Origin of the sequence: Corallococcus exiguus (assembly GCF_009909105.1) — a bacterium.
In the GTDB taxonomy this organism is placed as follows: domain Bacteria; phylum Myxococcota; class Myxococcia; order Myxococcales; family Myxococcaceae; genus Corallococcus; species Corallococcus exiguus.
Window position 1 is genome coordinate 139,466 of sequence record NZ_JAAAPK010000014.1, and the last position, 14,863, is coordinate 154,328.

Consider the following 14,863-nt stretch of genomic DNA (forward strand, 5'->3'; position numbering starts at 1 on the left):
CACAGACTCTGGCAGGATGCCCCCGTCAGCTTCTGACGGGGAGGACCACCATGCCCGGCTGCGCGCACTGCGGACACGCACTCGACATCATCGCCAACCAGGTCGGCCGGCGCGACACATGTCCCGGCTGTGAGGAGGACCTGCGCTCGTGCCGCAACTGCCGGCACTTCGACGAGTCCGTGGCCAAGGCCTGCAAGGAGCCCTTCGCCGAAGCGCCCCGCGACAAGGACGAGGCCAACTTCTGCGAGCTCTTCCAGCTGGGCGAAGGCGGCCTGCACCAGAAGGCCTCACGCGACGCGATGGTCAGCGCCGCGGAGGCCCTCTTCGGCAGGAAATAGCTAGAAGCCGTACAGCTTGGAGATGATCTCCTTCATCACCTCGGAGGTGCCGCCACCGATGGTGATGAGCCGCACGTCGCGCCACATCCGCGCGATGGGCGTCTCCTCGATGTAGCCCATGCCGCCGAAGAACTGCTGGCAGTCGTAGGCCACGCGCTGGGCCAGGTCTCCGGCGAACAGCTTCGCCATGGAGATCTCCTTCACCGGGTTCTCCTTCCGGTCGTAGAGGTCCACCGCGTAGTAGTTGAGCCGCCGCGCCGCCTCCACCGCCGTCAGGTGCTCCACGAACTTGTGGCGCCACACCTGGAACTTGATGAGGGGCCGGCCGAACGCCTCGCGCTCGTTGCCGTACTGGAGGGCGTCCTCCAGCATCCGGTCCATGCCTCCCACCGTGGTGATGGCCCCCACCAGGCGCTCGCCCTGGAAGTTGGTCATGATGTGGTAGAAGCCCTGGTTCTCCTCGCCCAGCACGTAGCGCGCGGGGATGCGGCAGTCCTCGAAGTAGAGGATGGCCGTGTCCGAGGACAGGTTGCCAATCTTGTCCAGCTTCTTGGAGATGCTGAACCCCTTCACATCCGTGGGGAACGTCACCAGCGAGATGCCGCCGTAGCCCTCCTCACCGGTGCGCACCGCCAGCGTGATGAAGTCCGCGCGCGTGCCGTTGGTGATCCACATCTTGGAGCCGTTGATGACGTAGTCGTCGCCGTCCCGGCGCGCCGTCGTCTTGATGCTCGCCACGTCCGAGCCGCACCCCGGCTCGCTCACGCCCAGCGCCGCGATGCGGTCGCCCTTGAGCGCGGGCTCCAGGAACTCGCGCTTCTGCTCGTCGGTTCCAATCTCGCTGATGATGGGCGTGGCCATCTGGCTCTGCACCAGCAGCGCCATGTTCACGCCCGCGTTGCGGCTGCGGGAAAGCTCTTCCGCGAACGCCGTCACGTACCAGTAGTCCAGGCCGCTGCCGCCGAACTTCGGGTCGTGGCTGATGCCCAGGAAGCCCAGCTCGCCGCACTTCTTGAACAGCTCGCGCGGGAAGATGCCCGCCCGGTCCCACTCCAGACCGTAGGGCGCCATCTCCTTCTCCACGAAGGCGCGCACCGACCTGCGAAACGCCTCGTGCTCCTCGGTGAACGGATTGAGCATCGCGAGTCCTTGGGGGTTGTCCCGCTGCGGGTTGATTCGCGAGTCAATAACAGGCGCCCACCGTCAGCCACAAGCAACGCCCCGCGTCCCCACCCCGCCTGACGCCCGCCTTCCTGGTGACGCAGCGCGCCGGCTCCAGTGTTGTGAAGAAGTCTGAAGGCTTGGGGGGCAGGCAGCCAACCCCGCAGGATGACTGGGGAGTGGATAGTCCGCACTCCGGAGTATCCTCTTGACAGATAATCGAGCGTCGGTAATTTCTAGCCCACAAAGAATTAGCCGGAGCAGGTGCCAGGGCGGGTGTCCCGCCGGCGACCCGGCAGGAGTTCGGACGCGTGAATCAGCGAATCTTGGCTGCCGTGGTGGCCGTGGCGGTGTCGACGGCGGGGTGCTCGAAGGCGGGCGCGGAGAAGGCGCAGCTTCCGACTCAGCAGGAAGGCTCCAACGCGCTGGGCGTCAAGGCGATCACCCCGGCCACGGAGCTGGAGCAGAACGTGACGCGCGTGACGGGCCAGGTCCGCTCCAAGCAGGAGGCCGTGCTGGGCCCCCAGGCGACGGGCACGCTCGCGAAGGTGAACGTCCGGGTGGGCGACAAGGTGAAGAAGGGCGACGTGCTGGCGCAGCTGGACACGTCCAACGTGTCCATCGCGGTGGACCAGGCGAAGGCGGCCAAGGACATGGCGGAGGCCTCGCTGCAGCTGGCCACCAGCACCCTGGAGCGCACGCGCAAGGTCGCCGAGTCCGGCGGCGTCGCGGCCAACGCGCTGGAGCAGGCGGAGATCGGCCAGAAGCAGGCGGCGGCCCAGGCGGCCCAGGCCGGCGCGGCGTACCGGCTGGCGGTGGAGAACCTGCGCGACCACAACATCGTGGCGCCCTTCAACGGCATCATCACCGCGCGCACGAAGAACGTGGGTGACTCGGTGGCGATGACGCCCTCCACCCCGGTGTTCTCCATCGTGGACGCGGACGGGCTGGAGATCCGGATGATGGTGCCGGAGTCCGTCATCGACAACGTGACGCCGGGCATCGTGACGCCGGGCACCGTGAACCCCAGCGGCATGCGCTTCGAGGCGAAGGTCGCCAACGTGGGCGCCGTCATCGACGCGCAGAGCCGCACCGTGGAGGTGCTGGCGGACGTGACGGGCAAGACGGAGCACCCGCTGCGCCCCGGCGCGCTGGTGGAGATGGACTTCTCCAAGGCCGCGGGTGACGCGGGCAACGGCCTGTTCCTGCCGGCGCAGGCCGTCAGCAGCAAGGGCCAGGACGGCTTCGTGTGGGTGGTGCAGGACGGCACCGTGCGCAAGCGCGACGTGCGCGTGCAGCGCGTGCTGCCCGGCTACGTGAAGGTGCTGCAGGGCCTGACGGCGGAAGAGCGCGTGCTCGCCGACGCTTCGCTGGACGTCAAGGAGGGGACCGCCGTGCGCGTCGCGCAGTAGCGGTCCCTCCTCCCCTCTTCTTTCCTGGGTATCTGAATGCTCAAGACCTTCATTTCACGGCCCATCTTCACCGCCATGCTGATGCTGGCGGTGGTGGTGTTCGGCCTGTTCGCCTATCCGAAGATCGGCGTGGACCAGTTCCCCGACGTCGACTTCCCCGTCGTCACCGTGACGACCATCCTCCCGGGCGCGGACCCGGAGACCATCGAGAAGAACGTCTCCGACCCGCTGGAGGAGGCGCTCAACACGCTCAACGGCGTGGACACGCTCAAGTCCATCAACGTCGAAAGCGTTTCGCAGATCGTCGTGCAGTTCAAGCTGTCCACCAAGGTGGACATCGCGGCGCAGGACGTGCGCGACCGCGTGCAGGCCACGCTGAGCAAGCTGCCGGACGAGGTGGAGACGCCCGTCGTGGAGAAGTTCGACATCGGCGCGGCCCCCATCATCACGCTGGCGCTCGCGGGCGCCCTGCCGGTGGAGGAGCTGACGCGCGTCGCGGATGACATCGTGAAGCCGGCCCTCCAGCGTCAGCAGGGCGTGGGCAGCATCGACATCGTCGGTGGCCGGGAGCGGGAGATCCAGCTCGTGGTGGACCCGCAGCGGCTGCGCGGCTTCGGCCTGGCCATCAGCGACGTCAGCCAGGCGCTCAAGGCCCAGAGCCTGGACGTGCCGGGTGGCCGCAGCATGGACAGCGGCCGTGAGCGCATCGTGCGCCTCACGTCCGAAGCAAAGAGCGTGGACGAAATCAGGAACATCATCATCACCAGCACGGGCGGCTCTCCCATCCGCGTGCGCGACATCGCGGAGGTGGTGGACGGCCCCGCGGAGCAGCGCTCGGGTGCGAAGAGCGGCGAGCGCAGCGCGGTGGCGCTGGTGGTGCGCAAGCAGTCCGGCTCCAACACGGTGCAGGTGGCGGACCTGGTGCAGGAGTCGCTGGGCGAAATCAACAAGTCGCTGCCCGCCGGCGTCCAGGTGGAGACGGTGACGGACAACGCGCGGTTCATCCGCTCGTCCATCCACGCGGTGCAGGAGGACCTCATCCTGGGCGGCGTGCTCGCCGTCCTCATCGTGCTGGTGTTCCTGCGCAACCTGCGCTCCACCATCGTGGCGGCCATCGCGCTGCCGGTGTCCGTCGTGGGTACGTTCGCGGTGATGGCGGCGCTGGGCTTCACCTTCAACATGATCACGATGCTCGCGCTGACCCTGTCCATCGGTCTGCTCATCGACGACGCCATCGTGGTCATCGAGAACATCGTCCGTCACATGGAAGAGGGCGCCTCGCCCATGCAGGCCGCGCTGGAGGGCGCCGGACAGATTGCCCTCGCGGTGCTCGCGGTGACGCTGGCCATCGTGGCGGTGTTCATCCCGGTGGCCTTCATGGACGGCATGATCGGCAAGTTCTTCTACCAGTTCGGCGTCACGGTGGCGGTGGCCACGCTCATCTCCTACGTGGTGTCCATGACGCTCACGCCGATGCTGTCCTCGCGCCTCTTGCGTGAGCACGGGCACCCGACGGGCATCTCCGCGGCGGTGGAGAAGGTGCTGGTGGGCATGGAGAACGGCTACCGGAAGATCCTGGGTGGCATCCTCCGGCAGCGCGCCCTCACGATGGTCGTCGCGGTGGTGGTGCTCTTCGCGACCTTCGGCATGGCCCGCTTCCTCAAGTTCACGTTCATCCCGGAGCAGGACAACGGCAACATCAAGCTCACGGTGGAGCTGCCCATCGGGTCCACCATCCAGGAGACCCAGACGCAGCTGGACACCTTCGCGGCCCAGGTCCGGACGCTGCCGGGCATCGCCTCCACGTTCACCACCGCGGGCGGCGGCGTGCAGGAGGAGGTCCACAAGGGCGAGGTCCTCATCAACCTGATGCCGGTGAAGGACCGCGCCTTCAAGCAGAGCGAGTTGAAGGCCTACCTGCGCCAGAACATCCACCCGCCCAAGGGCATCACCGTGGCGGTGCAGGACGTGACCGCGGTGTCCGGTGGTGGCGCGCGCTCGCAGCAGGTGCAGTTCAACCTGCGCGGCGACAACTGGAAGGAGCTGACCGAGTCCGCGGAGAAGATGCGCCAGGCGATGCTCCAGAACCCGGGCCTCACCGACGTGGACATGACGTACCGCTCTGGCAAGCCGCAGTACGACGTGCAGGTGGACCGCGACCGCGCGGCCACGCTGGGCGTGCCGGCCGCGTCCCTGGGCCAGACGCTGCGCGCCTACCTGGGCCGCGACAAGGTGCTGGACTACCGCGAGGGCGGTGAGACGTACGAGGTGAAGCTGCGCCTGCCTCCGGAGACGCTGGCCTCCGCGGACGCGCTCGGTCAGCTGGCCGTGCGCTCCCCCACGGGGCAGCTGGTGGAGCTGCGCAACCTGGCCCGCATCGTCCCCGCGGAGGGGCCGGTGCAGATTGACCGGCAGGCGCAGAAGCGGCAGGTCACCATGCTGGCGAACCTGAAGGAGGGCTACGCGCTCTCCGACGCCATCACCTACATGCAGGGCTACGCCGCCAAGGAGCTGCCCAAGAGCGTCACGGGCGAGCTGGAAGGCAACGCGAAGGAGCTGGGCAAGTCCGTGGCCGCGTTCGGCACCGCGCTGCTCCTGGGCATCATCCTCATCTACATGATCCTCGCGGCGCAGTTCGAAAGCCTCATCCACCCGTTCACGATCATGCTGTCCCTGCCCTTCGCCTTCATCGGGGCCATTGGCGGCTTGCTGATCACCGGCCAGTACATGTCCATGTTCGCCCTCATCGGCGTCATCATGCTCATGGGTCTGGTGGTGAAGAACGGCATCCTCCTGGTGGACTTCACGCTGCAGGTCCGTGAGAAGGGCCGCACGGCGCACGAGGCGCTCCTCGAGGCCGCGCCGGTGCGTCTGCGCCCCATCCTGATGACGACCATCGCGATGATCGCCGGCATGATCCCGGTGGCCATCGCCAAGGGCGACGGCGCGGAGACGCGCGCGCCCATGGCCATCACCATCATCGGCGGCCTCATCACCTCCACGTTCCTCACGCTGGGCGTGGTGCCGGTGGTGTACTCGCTGCTGGATCAGCTGGCCGCGCGCTTCAAGCGCAACAAGGGCAGCGACCCCGGCTTCGCGGGTGGCTCCGGCCCGGCGCACGGTCCGTCCAACCAGGACCGTGAGCGGGAGGCCGCGGCGGCCGCGGCCCGGGTGGAGACTGCCTGATGCGCCGACCCACCTCCATCACCTCCCCCTCGGAGTCCGAAGTGCGCTCCGAGGGGAAGGACGAGGCCGCTGACGAGAAGGCCGTGATGGAGCGCCTGCTCCAGGATGGGGACCAGTCCACGCCGGACTCACGCCGCTTCATGGGGCTCATCCGGGAGCTGGCCCACTTCCGCTCCCTGAGGGACCCGCTGGCGAGCCTCTGCGACGACATGCGGCTGACCCCCACCCAGGTGCACGCGCTTGGGTGGCTGGGCATGGACGGCCCCATCCAGGTGGGCGTGCTGGCGCAGCGCATCGGCATCACCAAGAAGACCATCACCGGCGTGGTGGATCGCCTGGAGGACATGGGCATGGTGGAGCGCGGCCGGGACGCGGAGGACCGCCGCGCCGTCACCGCCAAGCTCACCGACCGGGGTTGTGAAATCTACAAGGTCATCCAGCTGATGACGGACGCGGGCATCCGGCGGTTGATGGGCCTGCTTCCCGAGGACGACCGCGAGGCGCTGTTCGGCATCATCGAGCGGATGCTCGCCCGCATGAAGGCCTGCGCCCCGCCGCGCTGAAGAGGGCACCCAGGTGCGTGGATGGGCGCGGGCTGCGACACTGCCCGCGCCCATGCTCCCCTCCTTCGTGGCCCTGCTCGGGCTTGGCCTGAGCGCTGCTCCCCCGCCCTCCCCCGCCGCCCCTTCCGCGTCCGTGGTGCTCCACGCGCAGTGCCGCACGCACGGGGCGGATCCATCCAGACCCTGGGCGCTCGCGCACGGCATGGACCTGGACGGGAAGTCCTTCCGCGCGCGGGATGGCCGCGCGGCCTCGGACGCCATCGTCGCGGGGTTCCTGCGCCGCGACGCCCCCGACGCGGGAGGCACGGCCCGCTACTTCTTCGACGCCTTCACCCCGGACGGCACGCCCGTGGAGCCCCACCCGGCGCTCCAGGTGAAGACCTTCCTGCTCGCGGGTTACCCGCGCTCGCATGCGTTCCCCACGGCGTGGGGCAAGGTGACGCTCAGGGAGCTGGTGGCGTCGCTCCAGCACGACTTCCGCCCCGCGCTCGCCGCGTCGCCGGACGGTGCGTGGGCGCTGGACGCGCTGTCACACGTGCTGGAGCCCGGGGGCTCGTTCGTCAACGGCGCGGGAGAGACGGTGCGCATGGACGCGGTGATGGACACCGCGCTCGCCACGCTGGAGTCCGCGAACGCGGAGCTGCTCCGAGGCATGAAGGCAGGCCTTCCCCAGGTGCCCAAGAACAAGCAGGGCATCTACGCGCACCCGTGCGGCGGGCTCCACTTCTTCCAGGCCGTCGCGGGCTGGGCGCGCTTCCCCGCCGTGCGCAAGGCGTGGGGCCCGCGGCTGGACGCGCAGGTGGACGTGCTGGTGTACCGGCTGGGTTCGGAGGCGCGGCAGTACGAGGCCGCGCTCACCGCCGCGCCCGCGTACCGCGTCCCGGTGCTGGTGCAGATGGTGAAGTTCCACGGCCACTTCCTGGAGGCGCTGGGGCGCTACCGGGACGAGACGGGCTGGAAGCCCACGCCCGCGCAGGCGGTGGCGGTAGCGGAGGCGAAGGCCGCGCTGGAGCACGCCACGCAAAGGCTGGAGGCCACGGGCGCCTTCCGCGACACGGAGGCGCTGACCAAGACGCAGCCCCAGCTCGCCCTGGACCTGGTGGGCGATGCGTGCCACGCGGCGCGCGGCTGGGACCTGTGGGCCTCCGCGAAGGCCCGCTAAGGCCAGCGGCTCAAGGCCCGTCCTGGCGCTGGCCTCCTGGCTTGAGCCGCAGAAGTCCCGCGGAGAGCGCCGCCTTCCCGGAGGCCATCCACCGGCGGCCCCGCTGCCGCGCGACCATCACCGAGCCCAGCACGAGCCGCTGCGCGCGCATCTGGAGCAGGTCCGCGCGCAACTCCATGGGCGTCACGGTGCGGATGCGGCCCTGCTCATAGGCTTCCGTGATGGCGCGGCGCTGGAGCTTGCCGCTGCTCGTCTTCTGGAGCTGGCCGTAGCGGATGAAGAGGACGTCCTCTTTCGCGAGCGTCACGCCCACCGTCTCCAGCACCGACTGGCAGACCTGCTTGCGGCTGTCCTCCAGGCGCTCCAACGCGGCCGGGTGGTTCACCTCCGCCAGCACCACGAGACGGCCCTTCACCTGGATGACGGCGGTGCGGCCCGGGCGGATGAAGCCCAGCCGCTCCACGGCCTGCTCGAAGTCCGCGGAGAAGAAGCTCTGCCCGTTCACCTTGATGCGGTCGTTGATCCGCCCGGTGATGAAGAGCTCGCCCTCCTTCTGGAAGCCCAGGTCGCCCGTGGCGTAGTAGCCGTCGTCGCCGCGCAGGGGCCGGTCGTCCAGGAAGTACGACGGCGCCAGGCTGCCGCCGCGCAACTCGATTTCGCCCAGCTCGCCCTCGCCGCACAACCGGCCGTCCTCCGCGCGCAGCCGCACCTCGAACTCCGTCAGCGGGCGGCCCACGGAGATGGCGGGCTGACCGTTGGGCGCGGTGATGACGCGCACCGTCTGGCGCGGCGGCACGCTCGCGACCATCAGCACTGTCTCCGCCATGCCGTAGCAGGGCATGAACACGTCGCGCCGCAGACCGCACGGGGCGAGGATGTCCAGGAACTGCTCCAGGTTGGGGATGTTGATGGGCTCGCTGCCCAGGTAGATGCTCTGCACGCGCGACAGGTCCAACCGCTTCAGGTCATCCGCGTCCGCCGACTTGAGCGACTTCAGCGCGTAGTCGATGGCGAAGTTGGGGATGACGGAGCCCATCACCTTCTCGGAGGAGATGAGCTCCAGCCAGCCCATGGGGTCCATCAGGAACGACGCGGGCTGGGCCAACAGCAGATCATTGCCCACCGTGATGCAGGTGAGCAGCCCGCCGATGAGTCCCATGTCGTGGTACAGCGGCAGCCAGCTCGTCACCCGGTCCTCGGACGTGCGGCTGTCGTGCCGGATGATCATCCGCAGGTTCGCGGCCAGGTTCTCCTGGGTGATGGGCACGCCCTTGGGGAACGACGTGGACCCCGACGAGAACTGCACGAACGCCAGCTCCCCGGGCGCCACCTCGCGCAGCTTCACCCCGGGACGCTTCGCGCCCGTGGGCGGCGGCGGCAGTCGCTCCAGGGGAAGCTCCAGGCCAGCGATGCTGGGCACGTCCAGCACGAGCAGCGCGCCATAGCGCTCGCGGATGCGCGCGAGGAAGTCCCGGTAGGGGCCCTTCGGCGTGCTCAGGATGTACGGCTTCACGGACAGGGGCACCGCGCCCAGCTCCATCAACCCCAGGAAGGCGAAGATGACGGACGAGGAGGTTTCGAAGGGCAGCACCACGCGCGTGCCCGGCGCCACGCCGCGCGCGCGGAAGTGCTCCGCCGCCCCGGCCACCCGGGAGGCGAACTCCCGGTAGGGCACGAACTCTGGCGGCCCGACGAAGTCGTCGTAGAGAAACAGGCCGCGCCGAGGGTCCACCGCTTCCAGTCGCTGGATGATGTCGAGCATGCGAAAAACTCCCCTCCTCCGGGTCCTTCAGTCCTTCAGTGCGAGGGCGCCACCTGGCGCATCCACGTGAGCACGCGAGGCAGCACCTCCGCGCGGGCGCGCTCTCCGCGCACCACGTCGAAGTGGCCCGCGTCCCAGCTCAGCCCCTGCGCGCGCCCCAGGACGAACAGATCCTTCCGGGCACTGCCCAGGTGGGCCACCAGTTTCTGCGCGCGCTGGGGTGACGCATGGAACACGTCCGCCGCGCCCACGCCCGCGAACACCGGCAGCGTCACGTTGCCCAGCGCGCTCCAGTAGTCCGTCGCGCCATCCGTGCTCCGGAACGCGCCCGTGGGCGCCCAGTCCGTGAACTGACGCATCACGCCCGCTGGTTCGTCCCAGGGCCCCTGCTTCAGCGCCTTCGCCGGGAAGCGTCCCAACATCCCCGCCACCGTGGACGAGAAGCCCAGCTGGAAGCGCTTCTTGAACCCGCCGTCGCTGTAGTCGTTCACCGCCGAGGACAGCGTGCACACACCGGACAGCGACGCCTGGAGCGAGGGGTCCACCCCCAGCGCCGCCAGCGCCGCGTAGCCCGCCATGCTGTGGGCCAGGAGGAACAGCGGCCCGGTGTGACGCGCGCGCACGGCCCGCACCAGGTCCGGGATGTCGTGGCGCACGTACGTGTCGAAGCTCCAGTTGTACGCGCGCTTCGCGGGCCAGCGGCTCTTGCCATGCCCGCGCAGGGACGCGACGTACGACACACAGCCCGCGTCCACGAACGCGCGCGCGAACCCATCCCCCTGCCCGCCCAGGAAGAAGCGGCCGTCTGAGAACAGCCCCGGCACGAAGAGGATGCCGGGCGCGGAGTCCGGCGTCCCGGACAGGCGCGCCTCCACGACGTGCAGCGCGTGCTCCTGGGACGTGGGCACCCAGAACTCCAGCGACGCGAGCTCCGGCTTCACGTTCGTGCTCATGGGCGCGGATCCTCGACAGGGGCCACCGGGGCGCGCGCGGCGTCCAGGAACTGCTGCAGCGACGCGAGCGACCGGGCCCGCGCGTCCAGGAAGGCCACGCTCACCAGCGCCTCCACCGCCACCGGCCCGCCCACCGTCAGGAACACGCGCTGACGGAACCGCGCGCGGTAGTTGAGGCCGTCCGGCTCCAGCTCGTCCGCCGCGGGCGACTCCAGCTCCGTGTGCACCACCACGTCGCCCGGGGGAATCTCCCGGCGGTAGTCCACCTCCACGCGCGACACCACCGCCACCACCGGCCCCCCGCGCGTCAGCCCCTGCCGCTCCAGCCAGGCCCAACGGCCGGCCTCCAGGTACTCCAGCGTGGTGGCGTTGTTCACGTGCCCCAGGATGTCCAGGTCATTGGGACGCACGCGCAGCGTGAGCGACGACTCTTCGAAGTGCACGGGGGGATGTCCTTCGGCTGCCGGGGGGATGACAGCGACTTCAGGGGGACGGAGCGCGCGTCACGATGACCACCGTCGAGACGAACCCTCCGCTATGCGACAGCGATACAGAGACCTGCAGGCCCTCGCGCACCAGATGCTCCGCGAGCGTGCCGTGAAACTGGAAGCGCGGCGCGTGCCGGGCGTCGTGGACGAGCTCGGCGTCCGTCCAGAACCAACCGGCGACCGCGGGCAGCGCCTTGAAGAGAGCCTCCTTCGCGCTGAAGCCCGCCGCCAGGCTCTGCACCGGGTTCGCCGCGCGCTCGAAGTGGGCGAGCTCCGCGGCGGTGAAGAAGACGTCCGGCTCCCGCAGGGCCCGTGCGGCCTCCAGCTCCGAGATGGCCTGGAGGTCGTGGCCCAGGCCCATCAACACCCGACGAGGTCCATCCAGGTGTCCTCCAGCTCCTCTCGCGACGCCACCGTGATGCCGGTGATGCGCTTGAGGGCGTGGAAGATGAGCTGCTCCTTCTTGCGCAGCGCGTCCGGGGCATAGAAGCCCTCGCGGTGCTCCAGCTGATCCCACCAGTTGACGTGGGTATCGCGGTTCTCCACGCGCTCGCGCTTGCTGCCGTGCACCTCGCCGCCGTCGCGAAGGAAGAGGTGCGCCACCGCGAACGCCTCCTTCGCCTTGTACGCGCCGCTGTCCACCAGCGCCTTGGCGAAGGCGATGAAGTAGTTCATGTGCTGCACTTCGTCCGCGGCCACCTGCTTGAACAGCGCGCGCAGGCCCGGGTCCTGGACCATCTGCGAGCACTGGCCGTAGTCCACCGCCGCCACCACCTCGGAGATGGACAGCAGCGTGAGCGTGCGCAGCATGTCGTCGTCGGGGAAGACCTTGCGGAACTCGATGAAGGTGGCGTCGCTGATGGGCTCCAGCCCCAGCACCGAGGACAGGCGGTTGAACGCCGTCTCGTGGTGCGCCTCCTCCTCGTTCCAGTAGCGGCTCCACGTGCCGCACGCCTGCATGATGGCGGCGACGGTGGGGTTCTTCTCCTGCCACCGGCGGCACTCCTGATCCGCCAGCCGCTCCAGCCGGTCCGCTCCCGGCTTCGTCGTCAGCTCCGCCCGCCCCGCGTTCCACACCAGGTGTCGGTCGGCTTCACCCACGTGCGCGAAGTCCACGTGGGAGAGCAGCTCCACCACGCTCCAGCGCCGCGACTCGTGCAGCCGCTGCTGCTCCCAGGTGATGTCCACCAGGGACTGCCCCCGCTGGGTGAGGGCTTCGTACAGCTCCGCCTGGATGGCCGGGCGGCTTTCGGGCGAGAGGACCTTGGGGGGGGCGACGGTCGCTTCTTCGTGCTCGAGGCTGCGCGCGAGAACGCTCATGCCGACTTCCGCTCCGGGTTCGTGACTTCACCCATGAACACCGCCAGGACCTTGGACACGGGTGTATCGAGGGACAGTGCCGGCAGGCGAACTCTCAGTCCATAATCCTTGCGCAACCCGTTGGAGGTGCGGGCAAAGGCTTCCATCAAGTCCACGCTGTTGGTCATGCGCTCTGAGCGTGTAATCAGCGCCGACAGTGTGAGGTCTTCGGAAAACAACTCTTCTTCCGTGAAACCCACGTTTTCCGCGAACTTCCGTCGGATATATGACTCGAGCTCCTGTGCGTCGGGCACGGGGGACCTTCCTTCCCAGGGCTTGAAAGTCGATTTCCCAGTCTAAAAACAGGAAAGACTAACTGTGGCTCTAGACCTGTCAATCATCAACGGGTCACTTTGGATCCGCGTACGAACCCGTCCTCACGGGTTCGTTTCACGCGTCATTCATGCAATCAGGCGCGAGATTTCTTCGGCCGTGAAACCTGCGTCTTCCAAAATGACGCGCGAGTGCTGTCCGAGCGTGGGCGGTGGACGCAGTGCGACGTCGCCCATGCGCAGCGGCGTGAGCAGGTGCGTAACGCGAATGCCGCGCTGCGCATCATCCGTCTCCACGAAGAGGCCGCGCGCGCGCAGCTGCGGATCCGCGAGCACCTCGTCCCCTTCCGCCACCGGCTCCACGCAGAACTCCGCGCCGGAGAGTTGATCACGCCAGTGCGCCAGGGGCTGGCTCGCGAAGACGCGGGTGAGCTCCGCCTTCACGCGCGCGCCGGCTTCGCCGCCGGAGTACGCGTCGTCCAACAGCTCCGGGCGGCCCAGCTTCGCGCAGAGCGCGCCGAAGAACTTGGGCTCCAGCGCGCCCACCGCGAGCCAGCGGTCGTCCGCGGTGCGGTACAGGCCATAGCTGGGAAGGCCGCCGTTGAGCGCCTCGCTTCCACGCTGGAGCGGTGAGCCCTCCGTCCCCATGAACAGGCGCGAGGCCAGGTGCAGGTGGAGGAATGCCAGCGCGCCGTCCGTCATGGACACGTCCACGAAGCGGCCCACGCCGGTGCGCTCGCGCTCATGCAGCGCGGCCAGGATGCCCACCAGCGCGAAGAGGCTTCCCCCGCCGATGTCCGCCATCTGCACGCCCGGGAACGCGGGTGCGCCACCGGCTTCGCCGCCGTAGCCCAGCAGGCCCGCGCGGGCCACGTAGTTGAGGTCATGCCCCGCCTTGAGCCGGTCCGGCCCCGTCTGGCCGTAGCCGGAGATGGCGCAGTAGATGAGCCGCGGGTTCTTCTGACGCAGCACCGCCTCGCCCACGCCCAGCTTGTCCATGACGCCAGGGCGGAAGCTCTCCACCAGCACGTCGTAGTGGGACACCAGGCGCAGGAGCGCGTCACGGCCCTCGGGCGTCTTGAGGTTCAGCGTGAGCGAGCGCTTGTTGCGGTGCAGCCCGTAGTAGAGCGCGCCCTCCCCTTCGCGGTGCGGCGGCATGTGGCGGGTGGCGTCCCCCACGTCCGGGTCCTCCACCGTGTCCACGGTGGCGCCCAGGTCCGCGAGCACCAGCGTCGCGTACGGGCCGGGCAAGAGGCGCGACAGGTCCAACACCCGCAGGCCCGCGAGGGGGGAAGACGGCTCAGACATGAACGGGGGCTCCAGGGGGAGATGGAGACATGCAGACGGCGCGTCCCCATCAGGGTGACGCGCCGTCGGTACGACACGAGACTCAGAGGCTCAGGACAGCAGCTTCGCCAGCTTCATGGCGAGGCCCATGTCCATCGGCTTGAACTTGAGCTTGCCCTGCATGGCGGCCATCTGCGGGTTCAGCTTGCCCTCGCGGATCTTCACGAAGTCGTCGTTGCTGACCGTGACGGTCATCTTCGACGCGCCGTTGAGACCCTCGGACACCCAGCCCTCCGTCTTGGTGGTGTCCAGCGTCCACTTGCCGCCACCGTCGCCGGAGACGTCGAAGTGGATGATGGCGTTGATGTCCTTCGCCAGCTCCGGCTTCGCCTGAAGCTTCTCGGGAATCTGCCCCTCGATGATGTCCTTCGCGGTCGCCATGACTCGCTCCTTGGGTTCAGCGTTGATTGGTGAATCAGCCCTGCGCGGACCGTAGTGGTGCCCCACCGCCCCGGTCAAGCACGGCCACGGGAGGCGTGCTCAGACGCGAGAGGTGTCCGCCGAGGGGCTGAGGGACTGTCGCACCATCGACAGCAGGTCGTTGAGCTCGAAGGGCTTGGCCAGGTGGCCCATCGCGCCAATGTCCTTCGCCTTGCTGCCGACGTTGCGGTCCGCGCTGAGGACGATGATGGGGATGCCCGCGAAGGCAGGCTTCTGGCGCATGCGCTGGGCGAACTCCCAGCCGTCCATCACCGGCATCATCAGGTCCAGGAGGATGAGGTGCGGAGGGTCCGGCTCCAGGCGCTCCAGGGCCTCCTTGCCGTTGCGGGCACGGCGGATCTCGAAGCCTTCGGCCTCCAAAATCTCGGAGAGGGCCTCCAGGATGTCGGGATCATCGTCCACGACGAGCACCACGGGTG

General features: G+C 68.8%; 15 protein-coding genes. 5 read left to right on the forward strand and 10 right to left on the reverse strand.

Annotation, left to right across the window (positions count from 1 at the left end; genetic code table 11):
* The first annotated feature begins 50 nt into the window (after window positions 1-50).
* The gene (locus GTZ93_RS37540) at window positions 51-338 is read left to right on the forward strand and encodes a hypothetical protein (protein WP_120576063.1); all 288 of its coding nucleotides are present in this window, start codon (window positions 51-53) and stop codon (window positions 336-338) included.
* Here the strand turns inward: GTZ93_RS37540 and GTZ93_RS37545 are convergent, their stop codons facing one another.
* Complete coding sequence (locus GTZ93_RS37545) at window positions 339-1,478, reverse strand: acyl-CoA dehydrogenase family protein (RefSeq protein WP_139919318.1); 1,140 nt, start codon at window positions 1,476-1,478, stop codon at window positions 339-341. It lies immediately after the preceding gene.
* Window positions 1,479-1,810: 332 nt separating this feature from the next.
* Here GTZ93_RS37545 and GTZ93_RS37550 point away from each other — a divergent pair, with 332 nt between their 5' ends.
* The 4 genes from GTZ93_RS37550 to GTZ93_RS37565 are packed head-to-tail and all read left to right on the forward strand — an operon-like array spanning window position 1,811 to window position 7,822.
* Entirely contained in the window at window positions 1,811-2,911 is a 1,101-nt protein-coding gene (locus GTZ93_RS37550; RefSeq protein ID WP_139923572.1) for an efflux RND transporter periplasmic adaptor subunit, read from the forward strand.
* Window positions 2,912-2,947: 36 nt separating this feature from the next.
* Window positions 2,948-6,097, forward strand: coding sequence for an efflux RND transporter permease subunit (locus GTZ93_RS37555; RefSeq protein WP_139923570.1), 3,150 nt, complete (start codon window positions 2,948-2,950; stop codon window positions 6,095-6,097).
* Window positions 6,097-6,660, forward strand: coding sequence for a MarR family winged helix-turn-helix transcriptional regulator (locus tag GTZ93_RS37560; RefSeq protein WP_139923568.1), 564 nt, complete (start codon window positions 6,097-6,099; stop codon window positions 6,658-6,660). The genes GTZ93_RS37555 and GTZ93_RS37560 overlap by 1 nt, the downstream gene beginning before the upstream one ends.
* Window positions 6,661-6,712: 52 nt before the next feature.
* Window positions 6,713-7,822, forward strand: coding sequence for a hypothetical protein (locus GTZ93_RS37565; protein WP_161663298.1), 1,110 nt, complete (start codon window positions 6,713-6,715; stop codon window positions 7,820-7,822).
* A gap of 10 nt (window positions 7,823-7,832) precedes the next feature.
* Here GTZ93_RS37565 and GTZ93_RS37570 read toward each other — a convergent pair whose 3' ends face one another.
* The 9 genes from GTZ93_RS37570 to GTZ93_RS37610 form a co-directional block, all read right to left on the reverse strand.
* The gene (locus tag GTZ93_RS37570; RefSeq protein ID WP_120576069.1) at window positions 7,833-9,584 is read right to left on the reverse strand and encodes an AMP-binding protein; all 1,752 of its coding nucleotides are present in this window, start codon (window positions 9,582-9,584) and stop codon (window positions 7,833-7,835) included.
* Window positions 9,585-9,619: 35 nt separating this feature from the next.
* On the reverse strand, window positions 9,620-10,537 hold the full coding sequence (locus tag GTZ93_RS37575; protein WP_139920547.1) for an alpha/beta fold hydrolase: 918 nt from the start codon (window positions 10,535-10,537) through the stop codon (window positions 9,620-9,622).
* A complete protein-coding gene (locus GTZ93_RS37580) occupies window positions 10,534-10,980 on the reverse strand; it encodes an acyl-CoA thioesterase (RefSeq protein ID WP_120576071.1) in 447 nt (148 codons plus the stop codon). The genes GTZ93_RS37575 and GTZ93_RS37580 overlap by 4 nt, the downstream gene beginning before the upstream one ends.
* Before the next feature lie 40 nt (window positions 10,981-11,020).
* A complete protein-coding gene (locus GTZ93_RS37585) occupies window positions 11,021-11,386 on the reverse strand; it encodes a holo-ACP synthase (protein WP_257979358.1) in 366 nt (121 codons plus the stop codon).
* On the reverse strand, window positions 11,386-12,345 hold the full coding sequence (locus tag GTZ93_RS37590; RefSeq protein ID WP_139920543.1) for a ferritin-like domain-containing protein: 960 nt from the start codon (window positions 12,343-12,345) through the stop codon (window positions 11,386-11,388). The genes GTZ93_RS37585 and GTZ93_RS37590 overlap by 1 nt, the downstream gene beginning before the upstream one ends.
* On the reverse strand, window positions 12,342-12,638 hold the full coding sequence (locus tag GTZ93_RS37595) for a hypothetical protein (protein ID WP_120576074.1): 297 nt from the start codon (window positions 12,636-12,638) through the stop codon (window positions 12,342-12,344). Before GTZ93_RS37595 ends, GTZ93_RS37590 begins: the two co-directional genes overlap by 4 nt.
* A gap of 147 nt (window positions 12,639-12,785) precedes the next feature.
* On the reverse strand, window positions 12,786-13,964 hold the full coding sequence (locus GTZ93_RS37600) for a CaiB/BaiF CoA transferase family protein (protein WP_139920541.1): 1,179 nt from the start codon (window positions 13,962-13,964) through the stop codon (window positions 12,786-12,788).
* 90 nt (window positions 13,965-14,054) lie between these two features.
* Window positions 14,055-14,384, reverse strand: coding sequence for an SCP2 sterol-binding domain-containing protein (locus tag GTZ93_RS37605; protein ID WP_120576076.1), 330 nt, complete (start codon window positions 14,382-14,384; stop codon window positions 14,055-14,057).
* Window positions 14,385-14,483: 99 nt separating this feature from the next.
* A complete protein-coding gene (locus GTZ93_RS37610; RefSeq protein ID WP_120576077.1) occupies window positions 14,484-14,858 on the reverse strand; it encodes a response regulator in 375 nt (124 codons plus the stop codon).
* Window positions 14,859-14,863 lie beyond the last annotated feature (5 nt).